Below are 23799 nucleotides of genomic sequence, written 5' to 3'. Positions count from 1 at the left end.
AAAATATAAAGGGGGAACGACGGTGAATATTCTTGGTTATGCGCAACGTATAGGTCGTGCGCTGATGGTACCAGTTGCGGTACTGCCAGCGGCTGCGATCTTGATGGGGGTCGGCTACTGGCTTGACCCAACTGGATGGGGTGGAAACAACGCCTTAGCTGCTTTCTTGATTAAATCAGGGGCAGCGATTATCGATAATATGTCAGTGTTATTTGCCATTGGTGTGGCGTATGGCATGTCAAAAGATAAAGACGGCGCCGCCGCTCTGGCAGGCTTTGTTGGCTTTATGGTGATCACCACGCTGTGTGCGCCGGGTGCGGTAAGCCAAATTGGCTTGGTCGATATTTCAGTCGGTAACAATGAGCTTGCTTTTAGCAAAATCAACAACCAGTTTATCGGTATCTTGATCGGCGTGGTGTCCGCTGAGCTGTATAACCGCTACAGCGGGGTTGAATTGCCAAAAGCGTTGGCGTTCTTTAGCGGCAAGCGTTTGGTGCCGATCTTGGTCTCAGTGGTGGCGATCATCATCTCATTTGTATTGATGTTTGTCTGGCCTGTTCTTTTTGGTGGCTTGGTTCACTTTGGCGAAAGCATCACCAATCTGGGTGCGGCGGGTGCCGGTGTGTATGGCTTCTTTAACCGCCTACTTATCCCTGTTGGTCTGCACCACGCGCTTAACGCCGTGTTCTGGTTCGATACCGTCGGTATTAACGACTTGGGCCGCTTCTGGATGGGAGCACAAGGCCTTGAAACAGGCGAAGCGATTAAAGGGACTACAGGCATGTACATGGCAGGCTTCTTCCCCGTCATGATGTTTGGTCTTCCAGGTGCAGCGCTTGCGATTTATCACACAGCGCGTCCTGAGAACAAAGCGCGTGTTGCGTCTATCATGATTGCTGCCGGCTTTGCCTCTTTCTTTACTGGGGTGACTGAGCCACTCGAGTTCTCATTCTTGTTTGTCGCACCTTTGTTGTTCGTGTTGCACGCATTATTAACCGGTGTTTCATTGTTTATCGCCGCAACCTTCGACTGGACGGCAGGCTTCGGTTTCTCAGCCGGGTTAGTTGACTTGGTGTTGTCGTCGAAAAACCCTGTGGCTAACCAATGGTACATGCTGCCTATTATGGGCCTTGTGTTCTTCGCACTTTATTATGTGTCTTTCCGAGCGGCTATTTCAACCTTGAACCTGAAAACACCAGGTCGTGAAGATGATGCAGTAGAGAGTGCTCCTGCCAGCGCCAATACCGGTGAGGCGAGCGATAATCGCGAGCTAGCACGTAAGTACCTTAAAGCCCTTGGTGGTCATCAAAACCTAACATCGATTGATGCGTGTATCACTCGTCTGCGTCTGTCGGTTGCCGACCGCGAGGTGGTTGATGAAGCTAAATTGAAAGCCATTGGTGCGATGGGAGTTGTCAAGCTTGGCGAGAATAACTTGCAAGTTATTCTCGGACCATTAGCAGAAATTATTGCGGGTGAGCTGAAACAAATCCCAGAAGATGAAGATTTATCGAAAGTGGCGCTGCCTTAAACGAGGCATCCGAACTTTGATAACGTGACACTAACTTGACACGAAACGCCCAGTTTGCCGCTGGGCGTTTTTATTGGTTGTTTCCCCCTGCTTTCGCGCAAAAAAGTAACAAATAGGCCTGCACCGCGATGACAATGACAACAACGGGTTGAGTCGCAGCGCGGAATAGGAGATCATAGTATCTATGTAGCTTTAAAATTCGCATTTTTGATACGAGGTAACCTTGATGAGTGATGCTGAAGCTCGTCCCACTAACTTTATTCGCCAAATCATTGATAAAGACTTGGCGGAAGGGAAACACACCGCGATCGTGACACGTTTCCCACCTGAGCCGAATGGCTATTTGCACATCGGCCATGCAAAATCAATTTGTTTGAACTTCGGGATCGCACAAGACTATCAGGGTGAATGTAACCTGCGTTTTGATGATACCAACCCAGAAAAAGAAAACGTGGAATACGTTGAGTCTATCAAGCGTGACGTGCAATGGTTAGGCTTTGATTGGGCAGGAGAGGTGCGTTATTCCTCAAACTACTTTGATAAGCTTTATGGTTACGCGGTTGAACTGATTGAAAAAGGGTTAGCGTACGTTGAAGAATTAACGCCTGATGAGATTCGTGAGTATCGCGGCACATTGACTGAGCCTGGCAAGCACAGCCCTTATCGCGAACGGTCTGTTGAAGAGAACTTGGCGCTATTTGAAAAGATGCGTGCTGGTGAGTTTGCCGAAGGTAAAGCCTGTTTGCGTGCCAAAATCGATATGGCGTCGCCCTTTATGGTAATGCGTGATCCGGTGTTATATCGCGTGCGTTTTGCGCATCATCACCAGACTGGGGATAAGTGGTGTATTTACCCAATGTATGACTTTACCCACTGCATCTCGGATGCACTAGAAGGGATTACCCATTCTCTTTGCACCCTTGAATTTCAAGACAACCGACGCCTATACGATTGGGTGTTGGAAAATATCACCATCGACTGTACGCCACGTCAATACGAGTTCAGCCGCTTAAATCTCGAGTATACCGTGATGTCCAAGCGTAAGCTGAACCAACTGGTGGAAGAGCAGCTTGTGAGTGGTTGGGATGACCCGCGTATGCTGACTATCTCCGGCTTGCGTCGTCGTGGTTACACGCCCGCCTCCATCCGTGAATTTTGCCAGCGCATTGGTGTGACCAAGCAAGATAATACCATTGAAATGAGTGCGCTTGAGTCTTGTGTACGCGATGATTTGAACGAAAATGCACCACGCGCCATGGCGGTACTCGATCCGATTAAACTGGTGATTGAAAACAAAGCCGATGATGTCGAATGGCTTGATGCGCCAAACCATCCCAATCAGCCAGAGATGGGCACGCGTCAGGTGCCATTTTCGCGCGAGATCTGGATTGAGCGTGAAGATTTCCGTGAATCTGCTAACAAGAAGTACAAGCGACTGGTACTGGAGAAGGAAGTGCGTTTGCGCAATGCCTATGTGGTAAAAGCAGAGCGTTGCGAGAAAGACGATGAGGGCAATATTACCACTGTGTATTGCAGCTATGATCCAGACACCCTCGGTAAAGACCCTGCCGATGGGCGTAAAGTCAAAGGCGTGATCCATTGGGTCTCTGCTGCTGAGGCGCTACCCGCTGAATTCCGTTTGTATGACCGCTTATTTACGGTGCCAAATCCGGCCAGCGCGGACAACTTCGCGGAAACCATCAATCCTGAGTCTTTACAGGTACAACATGGCTTTGTCGAGCCAAGTATGCAGCATGCACCGGTAGAAAAGGGCTATCAATTTGAGCGTACAGGCTATTTTTGTGCGGATAGCAAAGACAGTGGTGCTGAGTCACTGGTCTTCAACCGGACGGTGAGCTTGCGTGATACCTGGGCGAAGATAGAAGGTAAATAAATAAAAAGCCGGCGTGATGATCACGCCGGCTTTTTTAAACCGTTCACACTGAATCAATCAGCGTTATGAATGGATGGGTCAGCTTTGCAATCGCCTTCCTTACAGTGACCATACAAATACAAACTATGGTTTGTTAGTTGCACATTAAAGCGAGCGGCGATTTCTTTCTGACGCTCTTCAATCAAATCATCAGAAAATTCAATCACTTTACCGCAGTCAAGACAGACTAAATGGTCATGATGATGCTGTGTCGCCAATTCAAATACGGACTTTCCGCCTTCAAAGTGGTGACGCGTGACAATGCCTGCATCATCAAATTGGTTCAGTACGCGGTACACGGTTGCTAGGCCAATTTCTTCACCTAGGTCGATTAATTTCTTATACAGGTCTTCGGCACTGATGTGCTGGCAATCTGGCTGTTGCAGCACTTCTAGGATCTTGAGCCGTGGGAGGGTGACTTTGAGCCCAGCTTGCTTCAACGCCTGGTTATTGTCTGACATGTGTATCTACCTGTTTTCTGCCTGAGTTAAGACAGTTGGATTAGCAAGGAAAATATTTTATAAGCCTATCAAAATTGCACTGCTCTCGCTACTCTCGACATGCGTTCTTAGGGCGAAATTTGATCATTTGTGGTTGCATCAATGTTTACTAGATGTGAATATTATCTGGTTAGACCAGATAAGGATGTCAACTTACATGTATCGCTTCTACAAACCACGAATTGTTAAGTGGGCACTTAACAGCTGGCCACCTTTTTGGGGCGCAGGGATCCATATTGATGCCATTAGCCAGGATTTTAAACGCGTCAACATGCGCTTGAAACTCCGCTGGTGGAACAAAAATGCCAATCGTACCCAGTATGGCGGTAGCATCTTCTCCTTAACTGATCCTGTCTATGCGCTCATGTTAATGGGTATTCTCGGCCCTCAGTACCATGTTTGGGACAAACAAGCAGATATCAATTTTATCAAGCCGGGAACCACGGACTTATACGCAGATTTTGTGATCAGTGATGCGGTGTTAACCGATATCCAACAACAAGCAGGACGAGGCGATAAGGTATTACCCGAGTTTGTTGTCCACGTCAAAGACGCGCATGGCGAGGTGGTTGCTGAAGTAAGGCGTACTCTTTATGTGAGAAAAAAACGCCAGTATCGGGATACAGCCAGCAAACAAGCCGCATGATCAGCCCGTTGTGCACCGATTAGATAAAAAAACGCCAAGGTTGAGTATCCTTGGCGTTTGATAAGCCAGACTTAGTCTTCAAGCTCTGCTAGACACATTTCTTCGTAGACTTGTTTCACCCACTTGCTCACTCGCTCGTCGGTCAGTTCAGGCTGGCGGTCTTCATCCACACATAAGCCAACAAAGTGGTTATCATCAACCAATGCTTGTGAGGCTTCAAACTCATACCCTTCAGTTGGCCAATGACCAATGATGGTAGCGCCTTTCGCTTCAATGATGTCGCGGACGGTGCCCATGGCATCACAGAAGTATTCTGCGTAATCTTCCTGGTCGCCACAGCCGAAAATAGCCACGAGTTTTGTTGAAAAGTCAATTTGCTCTAACTCTGGGAAAAAGTCATCCCAGTCGCACTGCGCTTCACCGTAATACCATGTCGGAATACCGATCAGCAGCAAATCGAAGTTATCAATATCTTCTTTGCTGCTCTTCGCGATATCCTGCACGTGAACCATTTGCTTGCCTAACTGCTTTTGAATGGTTTTTGCAATTGCTTCCGTGTTTCCCGTGTCACTACCAAAGAAGAGACCTACACTCGCCATATAAAAAACACCCGTTTTGTCAGTGGGTTGCTGTTTGCAACTAACTCGAATTAAAGAAAAAGCGTCGCTTTTTCAAACCTATATGATTAACCAGTGACTTCAGTGCTAGGGTTAGCCGATGCCGACCCCTTCCCAAACTAACTGAATCACACCTTTTACGATAAAGCCGACACAGCCTAGTGTGAGCACAAACCAGACGATCCGTCGGCCGAATACTGGCACATTGCCCTCACGTAACACGTCTTTAATTGCCATGCCGATAAAAAAGAAAATCGCGGCGAAGACGAGATCTAGACCTATTTTCTCGAGCAATTGAAAGTGCTCGTAAAGCATGCGTGCCTCCATTGAGCACCGACTTATGCGGCGCAATATATCACAAGGGTCACTTAACTGTTAACGCTCGCTCGGCATTAAAAAACGTTCTATGACGCTGGCAACCACCGCCGGTTTTTCAGCATGTAGCCAATGACCCGTGCCTGCCACCATATGCGCTTTTGAATGAGGAAACTGAGCGACAATGGCCTCGCGGTGGTCTGGCAGAATGTATTCAGAATTCTGCCCTTTGACAAACAGAGTTGGGCCCGAATACTGGCCAAACTCTGTCCATCCCATGATGTCACGATAGCCGTGATAAAGATTATCAATATTGAAGCGCCAGGCGTAGTGACCGTGATCGGTTTTATAGAGTGATTTCAATAAAAATTGGCTCACGCCTGGATTTTCGATCGATTCATTCATGATGGTTTGCGCTTGCTGACGGCTTTTCAGTGTTACCCTTTGCGTTTGATGTAATGCCTTGAAAACATTGTCGTGGCGACTAACTTGATAATCGACTGGGGCAATATCCATCACCACTAATTGTTCCACACGCTCAGGGAAACGTTGAGCGACGGCCATGGCCACTTTGCCGCCCATTGAGTGACCGACGATGATGGCTGACTCAAGCTGTTGTCCATCCATCCATGCGACCACGGCATCGGACTGGCTTTGATAATCTGTGCTCTCTGTATGATAGGAGCGACCATGGTTAGGTAGATCAATTTGATAGACACAAAAATGATCGGCCAGTGTCTTTGCTAGCCCGCCTAAATTGTCGAGATCACCGAATAAACCGTGGATCAATACGAGCGGTGAGCCCTCACCGCGAGACTTTCCGTTGAACAACACGTTGCTTTTCTCTCAGATTACTGGCTTTAACGTAGAGTATACCGATCTATCTCTGTATAATCGCCCCGTTAAACGATAAACAGGACGCGATGAAAAACAATGAAGACGATAGAGGTTGACGACGATCTATACCGGTATATTGCCAGCCAAACTCAGCATATTGGCGAAAGCGCATCAGACATCTTGCGTCGCTTACTGCTGTCGGACTCGGCACCGCAGCCAACTCAGGCTGCGCCGACGACGCCCTCTCGTTCTAGCGGTATTGTTGTCAGTAAAGACGCTGGGCGCAGTGCGTCCGTTGATCGTGTCAAAGCGATGCGAACGTTATTGATTTCAGATGAGTTTGCGGCTCAAGAGCGAGCGATTGGTCGTTTTATGCTGATCCTCACCTCCTTATACCGTGTTGACCAACAAGGATTCGCGGATGGGATGGCGCTAAAAGGGCGTACCCGTCTGTATTTTGCCGATAATCCACAAACCTTATTAGAAAGCGGCAAAACCACCAAACCCAAGCAGATACCAGACACTCCTTTTTGGGTCATCACCAACACGAATACTGGCCGTAAGCGTCAGATGGTGGAACAGCTTATGGAAAAAATGCAGTTCCCGAGTGATTTGACTGAGAAGGTTGTGAACGCGATTTAATCTATGCCACTCATGGGAGAAGAGAATTATGGCAGTGCATCCTCAAGCCGGACAGCGCGCGCATCCGCAAGACTTGTGTGATATTCCGGCGCTTGTGACGCGTTTTTTCCAGACTCAACCACGTCCAGGTCAGGCCTCGCAACGCGTTGCGTTTGGGACGTCAGGCCATCGTGGAAGCGCGTTGAACACCACGTTTAACCGCGATCATATTCTGGCCATTGCACAAGCAATTTGTGATGAGCGCAGCGCGCGCGGTATTTCGGGCCCTGTCTTTGTGGGAAAAGACACTCATGCGCTTTCCGAACCCGCCTTCGGTGCCGTGGTTGAAGTATTGACGGCCAATCAGGTACAGGTTGTTGCGCAAGTCGATCAGGGTTATACGCCAACGCCGGGTATTTCCCAACAAATACTGGCTTATAACCGTGATCATGCTGAGCAAGCGGACGGGATTGTCATTACTCCCTCGCACAACCCACCGCAAGATGGAGGCATCAAATACAACCCGCCCCATGGTGGACCCGCCGAAGGCGAAATCACAAAAGCAATAGAAACGCGAGCGAATCACTATATTGAAACCCATCTCGTCGGCGTTAAACGCGTGGAGATTGATGCGGCAATGCACAGTGACTATTACCAAGAGCAAGATCTTGTGACGCCATATGTCTCTGGGCTGGCCAAGGTTGTTGATATCGACGCTATTCAAAAAGCGGGTTTAAAACTTGCCGTCGACCCTTTGGGGGGCGCAGGGATCCGCTATTGGCAGCAAATTGCCGCGCATTATCAACTCGATATTACCCTGATTAATGACCATGTCGACCCAACCTTTGGCTTTATGCCTCGCGATGGTGATGGCGTGATTCGTATGGATTGCTCGTCAGCATACGCAATGGCTGGACTACTGGCGTACAAAGATGAATATGATTTGGCATTTGGTAATGATCCAGATTTTGATCGCCACGGCATAGTGACCCCGGCTGGCTTGATGAACCCGAATCACTATTTAGCAGTGTGCATTGATTATTTATTCCGTCACCGTCCGCAATGGTCAGCCGATTTAGGCGTGGGTAAGACACTGGTGTCCAGTGCGATCATTGATAAGGTGGTTGGCGACCTCGCTCGCCCACTGGTTGAAGTGCCCGTCGGTTTTAAATGGTTTGTGCCCGGCTTGAGTGAGGGCACTCTTGGCTTTGGCGGGGAAGAAAGTGCCGGTGCTTCATTTTTAACATTTGATGGTAAACCTTGGTCAACTGACAAAGATGGCATCATTCTTTGCTTATTGGCGGCTGAGATCTTGGCAGTAACGGGGCTGACGCCGCAGGCGTACTATCAAAAGCTTGCCCACAAGCATGGTGATCCGTCGTATAACCGATTACAAGCGGTTGCCAATGCAGCGCAAAAGAAGGTATTGAGCCAGCTCAGCCCCGAGATGGTGACGGCAGAGAGCTTGGCGGGCGATACCATCACCGCCAAACTGACCCACGCACCGGGTAACGGCGCTGCCATCGGCGGTTTGAAAGTGGTCACTGAATTTGGCTGGTTCGCGGCGCGCCCCTCCGGGACAGAAGATATCTATAAAATCTACTGTGAAAGCTTTAAAGGTGATGAGCACTTGCGTTTGATTGAACAAGAAGCGCAACAAATTGTTGACCGCGTGTTCAACGCTCAAGGCGTTTAGCGCGTTTCGTCGTGACGCTGTAGTTAAAAACGCGTACAGACAATGTGCGCGTTTTTTTATTTCAAAGCGGGTAAGGCGGGTATCGTCTCTGGCCAGTCGCTGGGTACCACGAACCAAGGGGTGAGTGAGTCATCTAACAAGTGACAGGTCCGAGATAGCCCCTCGAGTGATGCGCGTTCTAGCTTGGGCAAGTCAGCGAAAGCGGGCAGTGACAACCACTGGTCGCGTGCCAATACGGCAAACTCCCTGTCTGTTGGTAATGCATCTGGCCAACACCACCATCCCCCAATGCTGTCATGATTGACGGGTGGCCACTCTGGTAGGAGCCGCTCGCTGTGATAATGGCGGTACAATCTTCCTTGCACCATCAGACGTTTCTTATTCGGTTGCCAGTGCGGGTATTGCTGACAAAAGCTTGGGTGGCTGGATAGCGCCAATTGGTGGTTAAGCATCCGCGCCACTTTGATATCAAGCGCATCCTTAGCGTTTGGGCCTAACCAGCGGTTGTCAAAGGCGAGGTAGAATTTTACCGCCACCTCCCAGTGTTCTAGTTGCCCCTGATAACTGACTAAAAAGTCGATGGCGCCTCGCGTTTTGCCGCCTTCATTAATCTGGATTTCCTCAGCTTCCAGCGCCAAATGCGGGTGACAATCAATGAGCTGAGTGAGCAGCCACTGATAGTAAAAGCCGATACGCTTCGGTCCTGTATAGGGCGTGGGAGATGGCAGTAATGTGGGTTGCCAAAGATGATGAGGCACAATCGGGAAATGCTTATCGCTGAGTAGTGAGAACTGATTTTGCAACCAGCTAAAGTCGGCAGTGATTTGAGCTTGGTTGCTAAATAGCGGATAGGCGTCATTCATGATGTAATTTTATTACCTTGTTAAAGGCTTGTTAAGGCTGCCATTGGTGGTTTTTGAGTAAAAAATCACCAATAATGTAGTAAAAAAACAAAACAGATGATACACTACGCTCATACTAGCAAACTGGTCAGATGAGTGAGGTTGATTATGTATACTCCGTTCGATAGAACCCGTGTTGTGTTGCGCCGCTGCGCGGTTGTGATCGCGGGCATCACTTGCCTGCCAACACTGATTGTGCCGCCCATGGCCTCGCGTGTATATAGCCACTTACATCAAGTCTGGCTTAAAGACAGCACCAAGCCAGTCTGGTTGGCTGAATCTGAAAAAGCCGGCGGGTTTTTCTAATTCGTAACCGGTTAGTGACCCACACGTCCGTAGAAAAATACGTGATATTCAGTAAGCGGTGAGACTCGGTCTCACCGCTTTTTTTATGTTTGCTTGTCAGGTTACACTGTTGCCATTGTCTCGCAAGTGAATGTGAATGCTATGAATAACTTTGAACTGGAAGCATTGCTCAACGCCGAACTAAAACCGGATAGCATCAAAGACTACAGTCCGAATGGTCTACAGGTGCAAGGACGTGATGAGATAAAAACGATCGTCACCGGGGTGACGGCCTGTCAAGATTTGATTGATGCAGCGATTGAGCAGAACGCGGATGCCATCTTGGTGCACCATGGTTACTTCTGGCGCGGCGAACCACAGCAAATTCGCGGCATGAAGTACCAACGTATCAAGATGTTGATTGAACATGGCATCAATCTATACGGTTATCACTTGCCTTTGGATATTCACCCGACGCTGGGTAACAACGCGCAGCTTGCCAAACGTTTAGGCATTGAGCTGCTAGGAGGACTGGAGCCTGACAACCCTGTCTCGATTCCTGTTTATGGAAAGCTTTCAACACCCATGACGTTGGCACAGTTTGAGCAACAAGTGGCTACGGTGCTTAACCGGGCGCCCCTTGTGATTGACGGTGGGCAACAAAAGCGGATTGAAACCGTCGGTCTGTGTACCGGTGGCGCGCAAGATTTTATCGACTTGGCCGCTTCACAAGGGATGGATGCGTATCTGTCGGGTGAGATTTCTGAGCGCACGACCTTTTCGGCGCGCGAGCAGGGTGTGCATTATATCGCGGCAGGGCATCACGCTACAGAGCGTTATGGCGTGGAAGCGCTAGGGGAGTGGCTTGCTCAGCAGCATGGTTTGAATGTGCACTTTATTGATATCGACAATCCAGCATGACGCCTAGGCGTTGAGGCTAAGTGCGATAGAAATACAGGCGCAGCAATCTGATAAACTGCCGATGATAAACAAAAAGCCGCCTGTTGGCGGCTTTGTTGTATGACATTTGCGGCTTAACTGCGCTTGTCCATTGGGGTAAATTCGCGTTGTGTATACCCGGTGTAAAGCTGACGCGGACGCCCAATACGCTTGTGTGGGTCGGTATGCATCTCATTCCAGTGAGCTATCCAACCAATGGTACGAGACATCGCGAAGATCACTGTAAACATCGACGTAGGAATCCCGATCGCTTTCAGGATAATGCCTGAATAGAAATCAACGTTCGGATAAAGTTTCTTATCGATAAAGTAATCGTCTGACAATGCGATGCGCTCCAGCTCCATCGCCACATCAAGTAATGGGTCTTGGATTTGTAACTCGTTAAGCACTTCATGGCAGGCTTCACGCATTACTGTCGCACGAGGGTCATAGTTCTTGTAGACACGATGACCAAAGCCCATCAGACGGAACGGATCGTCTTTGTCTTTGGCGCGAGCAATATACTCAGGGATGTTATCCACATGCCCAATTTGCTCAAACATGCGCAAGCACGCTTCGTTCGCACCACCGTGTGCAGGTCCCCATAACGAGGCGATCCCTGCCGCAATACAAGCAAATGGGTTAGCACCTGAAGAGCCCGCCAGACGTACCGTTGATGTCGATGCGTTTTGTTCATGGTCTGCATGCAGGGTAAAGATCTTATCCATTGCGCGCGCGACCACGGGGTTCACTTCATATTCTTCACACGGGGTGGCGAACATCATATGAAGGAAGTTTTCCGCGTAATCAAGATCATTACGAGGGTAGATAAATGGCTGTCCGATCGAGTATTTGTAACACATTGCAGCCAGTGTCGGCATTTTCGATAACAGACGGAACGCCGTGATTTCACGGTGCTGGTCGTTGTTGATGTCGAGAGAATCGTGATAAAACGCGGCCAAGGCACCTACAACCCCAACCATAACAGCCATTGGGTGAGCGTCACGACGGAAGCCGTGGAAGAAACTCGCAATTTGCTCATGCACCATGGTGTGGCGCACGATCATTGAGCGAAACTCATCATATTGCTTCGTCGTCGGGACTTCACCGTAGAGCAGGATATAACAGACTTCTAAATAATCAGCGTTATTGGCAAGTTGATCTATCGGGTAACCTCGGTGCAGCAATACGCCAGCTGCGCCATCGATGTAGGTGATTTGCGAATTGCATGAACCCGTTGCGACAAAACCGGGATCGAAGGTGAAATACCCTTCGTTCACCAGCTGGCGCACATCAATGACTTCTGGACCGACGGTGCCCTCGATAATCGGCAGTTCGATTGGTGCTTTCCCTTCAATGTGTAGGGTAGCTTTCTTCTCTGCCATAACAATCTCCTTTGTTATTTTATAATCCCATCCAGGATACGGACTCGACCGTTGTACCGATCGACCCTAATGATGTCAATTTTTAACCTATCGATGTGTGCGTCAGTTAATAACTTATTTGCAATGCGCGTTAAATATCTGTTGTGAGATTCCGGTCAATTTTGTGCGTTTGTAATTGTCTGTTACGCCACGTATACTTTTCCGAGGTCTCTGGGCAAATCAGTATCCTAGGGCGTTTAGGGGCTCAAACACCTTTCCTAACTGACGTGATCCATTCGCCAAGAATTGCAGTTATAAGCAATAAGGTACATGAAGCGCGTTACGCAGATGTTGCAGGTTCTACGCTTTGAGTACTGAGGTTCAGAGAGTGTAATAACTATAAATGCTCAATGGAGCTGAGTGGGCAATATCGTGAAAGAAAGAAAGTCAAGACCCGTAAACCTCGACCTCCAGACGATTCGTTTTCCGATAACAGCGATTGCGTCTATATTGCATCGAGTGGCAGGTGTCATCACCTTTGTCTCGATCGCCATCCTCCTATGGCTGCTTAGCCTTTCTCTCTCTTCCCCTGATGGATTCCAATCCGCTGCTGCGATTGTCGATAGCTTTTTCGTCAAACTGATCCTTTGGGGCATTTTGACCGCGCTTGCTTATCACATTGTCGGTGGCATCCGTCACTTAATCCAAGACATGGGTTATTTTGAAGAACTGGAGTCTGGCGTGCAAAGTGCGCAGGTTGCATTTGTTATCACTGGCGTGTTGTCTGTGTTGGCGGGGGTTTTAGTATGGTAACGAAAAACATCTCATCGGTCGGGCGCAATGGCGTGCACGACTATGTGCTGATTCGCGCCACTGCGATTCTTATCACACTTTACACACTTTATATGGTCGGTTTTGCCGTTTTTGGCCCTGAGATTACGTATTCCTCATGGACAGCGTTTTTCGGCCAGACCAGTACCAAAGTCTTTACCATGTTAGCCCTGGTCTCCGTGCTGATTCACGGCTGGATCGGAATGTGGCAAGTATTGACTGACTATATTAAGCCAGCCTTGCTGCGTGGCATGTTGCAACTTGGCGTTGTGGCCGTGCTACTGATCTACGTTTTTGCCGGTATCTTTGTATTGTGGGGTGTGTAAGTGAGTATTCCAGTTCGCGAATTTGACGCAATTGTAATTGGCGCAGGCGGTGCAGGTATGCGTGCCGCGCTGCAAATATCAGAGCAGGGACTAACCTGTGCACTGTTATCGAAAGTGTTTCCTACCCGCTCTCACACCGTGTCGGCGCAGGGCGGGATTACGGTAGCACTGGGTAACTCGCACAAAGACAATTGGCAATGGCACATGTATGACACGGTAAAAGGGTCAGACTACATTGGTGACCAAGACGCCATTGAGTACATGTGTAAGACGGGCCCGCAATCAGTGATTGAGCTAGAGAAGATGGGGTTACCTTTTTCTCGGTTTGAGAATGGGTCCATTTATCAGCGTCCGTTTGGTGGCCAGTCTAAAGAGTTTGGTGGCGAGCAAGCTGCACGCACCGCGGCGGCAGCTGACCGAACCGGGCACGCACTGCTGCACACCTTGTATCAGCAAAACATTAAAAATAAGACCACCATCTTCTCTGAATGGTATGCGCTTGATTTGGTGAAAAACCAAGACGGTGTGATTGTTGGTGCGACTGCCATGTGTATGGAAACGGGCGAGATTTGCTACTTCAAATCCAAAGCAACCGTGTTGGCGACAGGGGGAGCAGGTCGTATCTATCAGTCAACCACCAATGCGCACATCAATACCGGTGATGGCGTGGGTATGGCGCTGCGCGCGGGCGTGCCCATGCAAGACATGGAAATGTGGCAATTTCACCCAACCGGCATTGCAGGCGCGGGTGTATTGGTGACAGAAGGTTGCCGCGGTGAAGGCGGTTACTTGCTCAATAAAGATGGCGAGCGTTTTATGGAACGTTATGCGCCTAATGTTAAAGACCTCGCAGGTCGTGACGTTGTGGCGCGCTCGATGATGATCGAAATTCGAGAAGGGCGTGGTTGTGATGGGCCATGGGGACCGCACCTGAAGCTCAAGCTGGATCACTTGGGTAAAGACGTGCTTGAGTCTCGTCTTCCCGGCATTCTCGACTTGTCTCGCACCTTTGCGCATGTTGATCCTATCAAAGAGCCGATTCCGGTAATCCCAACCTGTCACTACATGATGGGAGGCATTCCAACACAAGTGTCTGGCCAAGCAATCAAGCAAGACCCGCTCGGCAATGACATTGAAGTACAAGGTTTGTTTGCCTGTGGCGAGATTGCCAGCGTGTCTGTGCATGGTGCGAACCGCTTGGGCGGCAACTCACTGCTCGACTTGGTTGTCTTTGGCCGCGCGACTGGCCTTCATCTCGGGGAGACACTCGCCGCACAAGTAGAAGCGCGCGATGCGAGTGAGTCAGACATCGAGGCGTCCCTGGCGCGTGTTAATCGTTGGAATAGCACTCAACAGGGTGAAGATCCGGTTGAGATCCGCAAAGACTTGCAAGCTTGTATGCAAGAAAACTTCTCCGTGTTCCGAGAAGGCGAGGCCATGGAAAAAGGGCTGAAAGAGCTGAAGGAAATTCGTGAGCGACTCAAGTCGGCGCGTCTTGATGACACGTCAACCGAGTTCAACACCCAGCGCGTCGAATGTTTGGAGCTGGAGAATTTGATGGAAACCGCGTACTCAACAGCGGTGTCAGCCCATTATCGTACTGAAAGCCGTGGCGCACATGCGCGTTTCGACTATCAAGATCGCGATGATGAGAACTGGCTATGCCACTCCATCTATAACCCAGAAACCGAAGCTATGTCGAAGCGCGACGTCAATATGGCGCCAGTGCACCGTGAGGCTTTCCCACCGAAAGTCCGCAGTTACTAAGGGGGTCGAGAACGATGAATGTTAAGTTTTCTATCTATCGCTACAACCCAGATGTGGACAATGCGCCATACATGAAAGACTACACGCTGGATGTGCCTGAAGGGTCTGACATGATGCTGCTGGATGCGCTCATCCAGCTGAAAGAGCAAGATCCTACGTTGGCTTTCCGCCGCTCGTGCCGAGAAGGTGTCTGTGGCTCTGACGGCGTCAATATGAACGGTAAAAATGGCCTCGCGTGTATCACGCCGCTGTCCTCGCTGATGGACAAGTCGGAAATTGTGATTCGTCCATTACCAGGCTTACCGGTTGTGCGCGACCTCATTATCGATATGGGGCAGTTCTATGAGAACTATGAGCGTGTCAAACCTTACCTGATGAACGATGAAACGCCACCTTCTCGCGAGAACCTGCAAGCGCCGGAAGATCGTGCTGAATTAGACGGTTTGTATGAGTGCATCATGTGTGCATGCTGTAGTACCGCATGTCCTTCATTTTGGTGGAATCCAGACAAATTTGTCGGCCCAGCGGGCTTGCTTGCCGCATATCGCTGGTTGGCGGATAGCCGTGATACAGCGACCGAAGAGCGGTTATCTGATCTAGACGACGCTTTTAGTGTCTTCCGTTGCCACGGGATCATGAACTGTGTCAGTGTATGTCCAAAGGGGCTTAACCCAACTAAGGCAATTGGGCATATCAAGTCTATGCTGATTCAGCGCGGCGTTTAAAACGCACAACCAATAACGTAGATAAAAAATGCCCCGTCCTCGGACGGGGCTTAATAACAGGTAACCCGGCCTCAGACCGGTGTTTGGATAAATAACTAGTGGTTAAGGGATAACAATGCAAAATGGCGTGATGAAGGCTTGGATAGAGTCTTCTCATTTGGCTGGCGCCAATGCAACGTACGTAGAAGATCTCTACGAAATGTACCTCAGTGACCCGGAGTTAGTTGATCAAGAATGGAGAGCGGTTTTCGACCAGCTACCAGTGGTGAGTGACACCGCGGTGGAACAACCTCACTCTCGTGTTCGTGATTACTTTCGACGCTTAGCTACCGATACATCGCGTGCAAGTGCTTCAGTCAATGATCCAGACGTAGACGCGAAACAAGTTAAAGTTCTCCAACTTATCAATGCTTTCCGTTTTCGCGGCCACCAACAGGCCAGCCTAGATCCTCTCGGATTATGGAAACGTAAACCTGTACCTGATCTGTCGCCTGCTTTTCACTCTCTCAATGAGCAGGACTTCAACGAAACCTTCAATGTCGGCTCATTTGCGATTGGCAAAGACAGTATGCAACTGGGTGAGCTGTATGATGCACTTGAGAAGACCTACTGTGGGTCGATCGGTGCAGAGTACATGCACATCACCGATACCGAAGAGAAGCGTTGGATTCAAGGACGCTTGGAGTCTGTGGTTGGACAGCCGCAGTTTACCGAGCAAGAGAAGCTGACCTTTTTGGAAGAGCTCACTGCAGCTGAAGGTCTTGAACGCTATCTGGGTGCCAAATTCCCAGGAGCCAAGCGATTCTCTCTTGAAGGCGGCGACTCTCTGATCCCGATGCTGAAAGAACTGATTCGTCATGCAGGTAGCGAAGGCGCACGAGAAGTGGTTGTCGGTATGGCTCACCGAGGCCGCCTCAATGTGCTGGTGAATGTGCTGGGTAAAAAGCCTTCTGAGCTGTTCGATGAGTTTGCGGGTAAGCAAGACGATACCTGGGGCACTGGCGATGTGAAGTATCACCAGGGCTTTTCATCTGACTTCGCGACACCGGGCGGTGATGTGCATCTTGCCTTGGCGTTTAATCCATCGCACCTTGAAATTGTCAATCCAGTGGTGATGGGGTCAGTGCGTGCTCGCCAAGACCGTTTGGAAGACAATACAGGATCAAGTGTGCTGCCGATCACCATCCATGGTGATGCCTCTATTGCGGGTCAAGGGGTGGTACAAGAGACCTTCAATATGTCGCAGGCGCGAGGCTTCCAAGTCGGCGGCACCGTGCGCATCGTGGTCAATAACCAAATTGGTTTTACCACCTCAAACCCAGCAGACTCACGCTCGACGCAATACTGCACTGACATCGCCAAGATGGTGCAGGCACCGATTTTCCATGTGAATGCGGACGATCCTGAGGCGGTTGCTTTTGTATCTCGCTTGGCGCTCGATTTTCGCAATGAGTTTAAGCGTGATGTGGTCATTGACTTGGTTTGTTACCGTCGCCACGGACACAACGAAGCGGATGAGCCCAACGCGACTCAGCCGATGATGTACCAAAAGATCAAAAAGCATCCAACCCCGCGTAAGCTGTATGCCGATGTATTGGATCAACAAGGTGTCGCTAACCTCGAAAAAGCCACGGAGATGATCAATGAGTATCGTGATCTCCTCGACAGTGGTGAGTGTGTGGTGAAAGAGTGGCGACCCATGGTGTTGCATTCTGTCGACTGGACGCCCTATCTAGGCCACGACTGGACGGTAGAGTGGGCAAATAAGTTCGATGCTAAGCGCCTGAAAGAGCTTGGCCATCGCATTTGCCAGTTGCCGGACAGCCATAAACTCCACAGCCGAGTCGCCAAGCTCTACAAAGATCGCAAAGCGATGGTAGAAGGCGAAAAGATGGTTGATTGGGGGATGGCAGAAACCTTGGCGTATGCCACCTTGGTTGATGATGGCAAACGTATCCGCATTACCGGCCAAGACTCAGGCCGTGGGACTTTCTTCCACCGTCATGCGGTGCTTCATAACCAAGAAGATGGCAGCACGTATTTGCCACTTGCCAATATCCATGACAAACAAGGGCCATTCGAGATCTACGACTCCGTATTATCGGAAGAAGCGGTACTGGCATTTGAATATGGTTATGCGACGGCAGAGCCAGGCGGTTTAACCGTTTGGGAAGCGCAGTTTGGTGACTTTGGTAATGGTGCGCAAGTGGTGATTGACCAGTTCATCAGTTCTGGTGAACAAAAGTGGCGCCGGATGTGCGGCTTGACGATGCTGTTACCGCATGGTTATGAAGGTCAAGGACCTGAGCACTCCTCAGCACGTTTGGAGCGTTACTTGCAACTATGTGCCGAGCAAAACATGCAAGTTGTGGTGCCATCAAGCCCCGCGCAGGTTTACCACATGCTTCGCCGCCAAGTGGTGCGCCCCATGCGTCGTCCTTTGATCGTCATGTCACCAAAATCGCTGTTACGTCACCCGCTGTGTGTGTCTAACTTGGAAGATCTGACCGATGGTGACTTCATGCCTGCCATTGGCGAAATGGATGACCTTGAACCAAGCAAAGTGAAGCGCGTCGTGATGTGCTCGGGCAAAGTCTATTATGATTTGCTACAAGCACGCCGAGAGCAAGAAATTGATGATGTTGCCATTATTCGTATTGAGCAGCTTTATCCATTCCCTCTGGATGCGGTTAAAGACGCGATTGCGCCTTATAGCAATGCGAAAGACTTTGTTTGGTGCCAAGAAGAGCCACAAAACCAAGGGGCTTGGTACAGCAGCCAGCACAACTTCCGTGCAGCCTTACCCAAAGATGCCACATTGACCTATGCCGGACGTTCGGCATCGGCATCACCAGCGGTAGGTTATATGTCTGTACACCAGAAACAACAAAAAGCGTTAGTTCAAGACGCTCTGACCCTCAAGTAAGAACTAGAACATTAAGGATAAATACGATATGACAATCGAAATTCTGGTTCCCGATTTACCCGAATCTGTGGCTGACGCAACCATTGCCACATGGCACAAACAGCCAGGTGACTCGGTAACCCGTGACGAAGTACTGGTTGATATTGAAACAGATAAGGTCGTGCTGGAAGTGCCTGCCCCCGCTGATGGGGTGTTGGAGTCCATCATTGAAGATGAAGGGTCAACCGTATTAGCGAAACAAGCTATTGCGAAAATTAAAGAAGGTGCCGTCGCAGGCGAGCCAACCAAAGATGTCCCTGCACAATCAGAGTCCTCACCGGACAAGCGCCATACGGCGTCTCTCGAGGAGGAGACGAATGATGCGTTAAGCCCTGCCGTGCGTCGTTTGCTCGCGGAACATGATCTCTCGCCAGACGCAGTGAAAGGCACCGGTGTGGGTGGACGCATCACGCGTGAAGACGTAGAAGCGCATCTTAAAACCCAATCTGAGTCAGGTGAGGCTAAAACGCAAACGCAAGACGTGCCACCCGTCGCCGAGCGCGGCGAAAAGCGTGTGCCGATGACGCGCTTACGTAAGCGAGTGGCTGAGCGCTTGTTGGAGGCGAAAAACAGCACAGCGATGCTCACCACCTTCAACGAAGTGAACATGAAGCCCATCATGGATCTGCGCAAGCAATATCGTGACAGCTTTGAAGAGCGTCATGACATCCGCCTTGGCTTTATGTCTTTCTATGTTAAGGCGGTCGTAGAGGCCTTGAAGCGTTATCCAGAAGTCAATGCGTCCATCGACGGTGATGACATCGTTTATCACAACTATTTCGATGTCAGCATGGCCGTATCTACACCGCGTGGTCTGGTGACTCCTGTGCTTCGTGACTGCGACAAACTGGGCTTTGCGGATATTGAAAAGGGTATTCGCGATCTGGCGATCAAAGGTCGTGATGGTAAGCTTACTGTTGATGAACTGACTGGCGGTAACTTTACCCTAACCAATGGCGGTGTATTTGGCTCATTGATGTCAACACCGATCATTAACCCACCTCAAGCGGCCATTCTCGGCATGCATAAGATCCAAGACCGCCCGATGGCGGTGGATGGCAAGGTAGAAATCTTGCCGATGATGTACCTGGCGCTTTCTTATGATCACCGTTTGATTGACGGTCGTGAGTCAGTAGGCTTCTTGGTGACCATCAAAGAACTTCTAGAAGACCCAACACGTCTGCTTCTGGACGTTTAATGGCTTTCCCTCGTGTTGGCGGGGGCAGTCATTTTGAGGGGACGGAGGTCCCCTCATTTGGAAAGCACAAATACACAATAATGGACACTAACACGGATAGAACATCATGAATCTGCACGAATATCAGTCAAAGCAGCTGTTCGCTGAATATGGTCTACCAGTTTCAGAGGGCTATGCTTGCGATACTCCACAAGAAGCTGCTGAAGCAGCCGATAAAATTGGCGGAAACAAATGGGTAGTAAAATGCCAAGTCCACGCAGGTGGCCGTGGTAAAGCGGGTGGCGTAAAACTGGCCAACTCCAAAGAAGAAATCCGCGAGTTTGCGCAACAATGGCTAGGTAAAAACCTGGTTACCTTTCAAACCGACGAAAACGGTCAACCCGTAAGCAAAATTTTGGTTGAGTCATGCACAGATATTGCCAAAGAGCTGTATTTGGGTGCCGTCGTCGATCGCGGCTCTCGTCGTGTTGTCTTCATGGCATCGACTGAAGGTGGCGTTGAAATTGAGAAGGTGGCGGAAGAAACCCCTGAGCTTATCCATAAAGCCTCGATTGATCCGCTCGTTGGCCCTCAGCCATACCAAGGCCGTCAACTGGCGTTTAAACTGGGTCTAGAAGGCGAACAAATCAAGCAGTTCACTAAGATCTTTGTTGGCATCGGCCAGTTGTTTTTGGACAAAGATGTTGCTCTAGTCGAAGTCAACCCGTTAGTGATCACTGACCAAGGCAACCTGCACTGTTTGGACGCTAAATTGGCGATTGATAGCAACGCTGTTTATCGCCAGCCAAAAGTTCGAGCAATGCACGACCCAAGCCAAGAAGATGAGCGTGAAGCGCATGCCGCACAGTGGGAGCTTAACTATGTTGCTCTCGACGGCAACATTGGCTGTATGGTCAATGGTGCGGGCCTAGCGATGGGCACCATGGACATTGTTAATTTACACGGTGGCAGCCCGGCCAACTTCCTCGATGTAGGGGGCGGTGCGACCAAAGAGCGTGTAACGGAAGCGTTTAAAATTATTCTGTCTGACAGTAACGTGAAGGCAGTCTTGGTGAATATCTTCGGCGGTATCGTGCGCTGTGACTTGATCGCAGATGGCATCATAGGTGCGGTTGAAGAAGTTGGCGTTAAAGTCCCTGTGGTCGTCCGCCTTGAGGGTAATAACGCTGATGTCGGCGCCAAGAAACTCGCCGATAGTGGTTTGAACATCATTGCGGCAACATCGCTAACCGAAGCCGCTCAAAAAGTCGTTGCTGCAGCGGAGGGTAAATAACAATGTCAGTGCTGATTAATAAAGATACCAAAGTGATCTGCCAAGGTTTTACGGGTGGACAAGGTACTTTCCACTCAGAACAAGCTATCGAGTATGGAACACAAATGGTCGGCGGTGTATCACCGGGTAAGGGCGGTACGACGCACCTTGGTTTGCCTGTATTCAACACGGTGGCCGATGCGGTCGAGGCGACGGGTGCGACAGCATCAGTCATTTATGTTCCGGCTCCTTTCTGTAAAGACGCTATCTTAGAAGCGATCGATGCGGGTATCGAGCTGATTGTATGTATTACCGAAGGTATCCCAACGCTGGATATGCTGGAAGTAAAAGTGAAGCTGGAGCAAGCGGGCGTGCGGATGATTGGCCCTAACTGCCCAGGTGTGATCACCCCGGATGAGTCTAAAATTGGCATTATGCCAGGCCATATTCACCAGTCTGGTAAAGTGGGTATTGTGTCACGTTCAGGTACATTGACCTATGAAGCGGTCAAACAAACCACAGACGAAGGCTTTGGCCAATCGACTTGTGTTGGTATTGGTGGCGATCCTATTCCAGGGTCTAACTTTATCGACATTTTAGAAATGTTCGAAAAGGATCCGGCGACCGAGGCGATCGTGATGATTGGCGAGATTGGCGGGACTGCTGAAGAGGAAGCGGCGGCTTACATCAAAGCCAATGTGACCAAGCCTGTAGTGGCATATATTGCCGGGGTAACGGCACCTCCAGGTAAGCGCATGGGTCATGCGGGGGCAATTATTTCTGGTGGTAAAGGAACCGCAGACGATAAATTTGCTGCCCTTGAAGCGGCGGGTGTCACGACGGTTAAAAGCCTGGCTGATATTGGTAAAGCATTGCGCGAGAAAACAAGCTGGTAAGCCAGACAAAGTAATCGCATAAACAAAAGCCGCTCATATGAGCGGCTTTTTGATATAGAAAACATTATAAGTGGTTAGGGCTTAGTGCGAGCGATTCGGCAATAACTGCGCCAACATAAAGACACTGGCTGCTGCCACCACAACAGATGGGCCTGCTGGCGTGTCATAAAACCATGAGCCTGCCATGCCAAGCACAACGGCGCCCATGCCGATGAGGCTGGCAAACGAAGCCATTTGCTCTGGGGTAGAGGCGATACGCCTTGCCGTTGCCGCGGGAATGATTAGCATAGAGGTAATAATTAATGCCCCGACAAATTTCATTGCCAGCGCAATGACCAAACCAATCAGTAGCATCAATAACAGCCGCAGTTTTTCTACTGCAATGCCTTCCACCTTGGCAAGCTCTTCGCTGACGGTCATCGATAGCAGTTGTTCCCAGTAGTACGCCAACACACCAAGTGTTAGGCAGGCACCGACCGCTAACCATGTAAGATCAGCAAACGAGACCGCCAACAGATCGCCAAACAAATAGGCCATCAGGTCGACGCGCATATTATCTAAAAAGCTCACCGACACTAGCCCCAAAGATAGGGCACTGTGAGCCAATATGCCTAACAGGGTATCGGTTGAGACCAAGTGCTGACGCTGTAGTCCAACCAATAACACCGCCAAGAGTAAGCAGGTGATCACAAGTGCGAGGTTCAAATCGATTTGCAACAGAAATCCTAACGCTAAACCGAGTAGTGAGGCGTGAGCCAGTGTATCGCCAAAATAGGCCATACGTCGCCAGACCACAAATGAGCCCAAAGGGCCGGCAATGGCGGCGATCAACAAGCCGCCCATAATAGGGGCCAATAAGAACTCAATCATGATGATGCTCTTGGTGTTCGCAGCTTACAGGTTGCCCCGCAAGGTCGTGTTTATGATGATGGTGATGATGGTAAAGCGCCAGTTGCTCACTGGTTTGGCGACCAAACATCGCGACATAAGAAGGGTGTTGCGAGATGGCATCGGGCTCACCCGAGCAGCAGACATGATGCTGCAAACAAATCACTTCATCAGTTTTCGCCATCACTAAATGCAAATCATGTGAGACCATGAGCACTGCGCAACCTAGGCTGTCACGTAGTTGACTAATCAGGCTATACATTTCTAGCTGACCACTGACATCGACACCTTGCACTGGCTCATCCAGTACCAGGACATCTGGGTGCTTTAAAATAGCCCTTGCGAGTAACACCCGTTGCGTTTCGCCACCAGACAGTGTGTGCATATTCGCGTATTGCAGGGCTTTGGCATTCACTGTTTGCAGCGCATGGCTAATTTGCGCGTTGGTATAGCGAGTGCCTAAGCGAATGAAGCGATCCACCGTTAGCGGTAGCGTTTGATTAAGCTGTAACTTTTGTGGCACGTAACCGATTTTCGCGCCTTTAGTTATCTGTACGATACCGGCGTTGGGCTTAACCAAACCGATCAGCGCTTTAACCAACGTGGATTTACCTGCACCATTCGGGCCGATTAGCGTGGTGATTTGCCCGCGTCTTAATTGCATCGATACCTTATCCAGCACGTTACGGCCGTTAAAGGTGACCGTCACCGCGTCGAGCGAGACTAGCGAGTCAGTCATAGTGAAAAAAACATTGTGAATTGGAA

The 23799-nt window shown here is 49.8% G+C and carries 23 protein-coding genes; 15 read left to right on the top strand and 8 right to left on the bottom strand.

Translation table 11 applies throughout. The features are described 5' to 3' along the window. Nucleotides 1-22: 22 nt before the first annotated feature. Nucleotides 23-1531, top strand: coding sequence for an N-acetylglucosamine-specific PTS transporter subunit IIBC (gene nagE, locus BZG74_RS00825; RefSeq protein ID WP_077771119.1), 1509 nt, complete (start codon nt 23-25; stop codon nt 1529-1531). A gap of 226 nt (nt 1532-1757) precedes the next feature. Continuing rightward, nucleotides 1758-3425 carry a glutamine--tRNA ligase gene (glnS, locus tag BZG74_RS00820; RefSeq protein ID WP_077770941.1) on the top strand — a complete coding sequence of 556 codons (1668 nt, stop codon included), beginning with the start codon at nt 1758-1760 and terminating at the stop codon, nt 3423-3425. 53 nt (nt 3426-3478) lie between these two features. On the opposite strand, the gene fcrX is transcribed toward glnS, so the two are convergent. After that, entirely contained in the window at nt 3479-3925 is a 447-nt protein-coding gene (gene fcrX / locus BZG74_RS00815; protein WP_046073568.1) for a ferric iron uptake transcriptional regulator FcrX, read from the bottom strand. Between the two features lie 184 nt (nt 3926-4109). Here fcrX and BZG74_RS00810 point away from each other — a divergent pair, with 184 nt between their 5' ends. Continuing rightward, entirely contained in the window at nt 4110-4610 is a 501-nt protein-coding gene (locus BZG74_RS00810; protein ID WP_046073567.1) for a DUF4442 domain-containing protein, read from the top strand. Nucleotides 4611-4681: 71 nt separating this feature from the next. On the opposite strand, the gene fldA is transcribed toward BZG74_RS00810, so the two are convergent. The 3 genes from fldA to BZG74_RS00795 form a co-directional block, all read right to left on the bottom strand. Next, nucleotides 4682-5209, bottom strand: a complete 528-nt coding sequence (gene fldA, locus BZG74_RS00805; RefSeq protein ID WP_046073566.1) for a flavodoxin FldA — start codon at nt 5207-5209, stop codon at nt 4682-4684. 111 nt (nt 5210-5320) lie between these two features. Then, nucleotides 5321-5542 carry a DUF2788 domain-containing protein gene (locus tag BZG74_RS00800; RefSeq protein ID WP_021022467.1) on the bottom strand — a complete coding sequence of 74 codons (222 nt, stop codon included), beginning with the start codon at nt 5540-5542 and terminating at the stop codon, nt 5321-5323. A 60-nt stretch (nt 5543-5602) separates the two neighbouring features. Beyond that, the gene (locus tag BZG74_RS00795; RefSeq protein WP_077770940.1) at nt 5603-6376 is read right to left on the bottom strand and encodes an alpha/beta fold hydrolase; all 774 of its coding nucleotides are present in this window, start codon (nt 6374-6376) and stop codon (nt 5603-5605) included. Between the two features lie 99 nt (nt 6377-6475). Between BZG74_RS00795 and seqA the strand changes: the two genes are divergently transcribed. Together seqA and pgm are read left to right on the top strand one after the other, a co-directional pair. Next, on the top strand, nt 6476-7021 hold the full coding sequence (seqA, locus tag BZG74_RS00790; RefSeq protein ID WP_077770939.1) for a replication initiation negative regulator SeqA: 546 nt from the start codon (nt 6476-6478) through the stop codon (nt 7019-7021). A 28-nt stretch (nt 7022-7049) separates the two neighbouring features. Further along, nucleotides 7050-8696, top strand: a complete 1647-nt coding sequence (gene pgm, locus BZG74_RS00785) for a phosphoglucomutase (alpha-D-glucose-1,6-bisphosphate-dependent) (RefSeq protein WP_077770938.1) — start codon at nt 7050-7052, stop codon at nt 8694-8696. Between the two features lie 56 nt (nt 8697-8752). Here the strand turns inward: pgm and BZG74_RS00780 are convergent, their stop codons facing one another. Continuing rightward, entirely contained in the window at nt 8753-9559 is an 807-nt protein-coding gene (locus BZG74_RS00780) for a DUF1853 family protein (RefSeq protein WP_077770937.1), read from the bottom strand. A gap of 147 nt (nt 9560-9706) precedes the next feature. Here BZG74_RS00780 and BZG74_RS00775 point away from each other — a divergent pair, with 147 nt between their 5' ends. Continuing rightward, nucleotides 9707-9904 carry a DUF2517 family protein gene (locus BZG74_RS00775; RefSeq protein ID WP_077770936.1) on the top strand — a complete coding sequence of 66 codons (198 nt, stop codon included), beginning with the start codon at nt 9707-9709 and terminating at the stop codon, nt 9902-9904. A 141-nt stretch (nt 9905-10045) separates the two neighbouring features. Continuing rightward, nucleotides 10046-10804: a Nif3-like dinuclear metal center hexameric protein gene (locus BZG74_RS00770; protein WP_077770935.1), complete on the top strand. Its 759-nt coding sequence runs from the start codon at nt 10046-10048 to the stop codon at nt 10802-10804. 113 nt (nt 10805-10917) lie between these two features. Here the strand turns inward: BZG74_RS00770 and BZG74_RS00765 are convergent, their stop codons facing one another. Further along, the gene (locus tag BZG74_RS00765; RefSeq protein WP_077770934.1) at nt 10918-12207 is read right to left on the bottom strand and encodes a citrate synthase; all 1290 of its coding nucleotides are present in this window, start codon (nt 12205-12207) and stop codon (nt 10918-10920) included. Between the two features lie 399 nt (nt 12208-12606). On the opposite strand from BZG74_RS00765, the gene sdhC reads away from it, so the two are divergent. The 8 genes from sdhC to sucD all read left to right on the top strand — a co-directional run bounded on the left by sdhC (nt 12607) and on the right by sucD (nt 22146). After that, nucleotides 12607-12999, top strand: coding sequence for a succinate dehydrogenase cytochrome b556 subunit (gene sdhC, locus BZG74_RS00760; protein WP_069361409.1), 393 nt, complete (start codon nt 12607-12609; stop codon nt 12997-12999). Next, entirely contained in the window at nt 12993-13343 is a 351-nt protein-coding gene (gene sdhD / locus BZG74_RS00755) for a succinate dehydrogenase, hydrophobic membrane anchor protein (protein WP_077770933.1), read from the top strand. The genes sdhC and sdhD overlap by 7 nt, the downstream gene beginning before the upstream one ends. Continuing rightward, nucleotides 13344-15110, top strand: coding sequence for a succinate dehydrogenase flavoprotein subunit (gene sdhA, locus BZG74_RS00750; protein ID WP_069361411.1), 1767 nt, complete (start codon nt 13344-13346; stop codon nt 15108-15110). 14 nt (nt 15111-15124) lie between these two features. Beyond that, nucleotides 15125-15835: a succinate dehydrogenase iron-sulfur subunit gene (locus tag BZG74_RS00745; RefSeq protein ID WP_046073555.1), complete on the top strand. Its 711-nt coding sequence runs from the start codon at nt 15125-15127 to the stop codon at nt 15833-15835. A gap of 115 nt (nt 15836-15950) precedes the next feature. Beyond that, a complete protein-coding gene (gene sucA / locus BZG74_RS00740) occupies nt 15951-18761 on the top strand; it encodes a 2-oxoglutarate dehydrogenase E1 component (RefSeq protein ID WP_077770932.1) in 2811 nt (936 codons plus the stop codon). A gap of 28 nt (nt 18762-18789) precedes the next feature. Next, entirely contained in the window at nt 18790-19998 is a 1209-nt protein-coding gene (odhB, locus tag BZG74_RS00735; RefSeq protein WP_077770931.1) for a 2-oxoglutarate dehydrogenase complex dihydrolipoyllysine-residue succinyltransferase, read from the top strand. A gap of 106 nt (nt 19999-20104) precedes the next feature. Further along, nucleotides 20105-21271 (top strand): ADP-forming succinate--CoA ligase subunit beta, encoded by a 1167-nt coding sequence (gene sucC / locus BZG74_RS00730; protein ID WP_077770930.1) that lies wholly within the window; start codon nt 20105-20107, stop codon nt 21269-21271. 2 nt (nt 21272-21273) lie between these two features. Continuing rightward, nucleotides 21274-22146, top strand: a complete 873-nt coding sequence (sucD, locus tag BZG74_RS00725; RefSeq protein WP_077770929.1) for a succinate--CoA ligase subunit alpha — start codon at nt 21274-21276, stop codon at nt 22144-22146. Nucleotides 22147-22227: 81 nt separating this feature from the next. Here the strand turns inward: sucD and znuB are convergent, their stop codons facing one another. Beyond that, a complete protein-coding gene (gene znuB / locus BZG74_RS00720; RefSeq protein ID WP_077770928.1) occupies nt 22228-23016 on the bottom strand; it encodes a zinc ABC transporter permease subunit ZnuB in 789 nt (262 codons plus the stop codon). Then, the gene (gene znuC / locus BZG74_RS00715; protein ID WP_077770927.1) at nt 23009-23773 is read right to left on the bottom strand and encodes a zinc ABC transporter ATP-binding protein ZnuC; all 765 of its coding nucleotides are present in this window, start codon (nt 23771-23773) and stop codon (nt 23009-23011) included. The genes znuB and znuC overlap by 8 nt, the downstream gene beginning before the upstream one ends. Between the last annotated feature and the right edge of the window lie 26 nt (nt 23774-23799).

The organism is Salinivibrio sharmensis (assembly GCF_001995985.1).
Taxonomy (GTDB): Bacteria; Pseudomonadota; Gammaproteobacteria; order Enterobacterales; family Vibrionaceae; genus Salinivibrio; species Salinivibrio sharmensis.
Note: the sequence above shows the minus strand (reverse complement) of the source record. Positions and strands in the feature narration are given on the sequence as shown.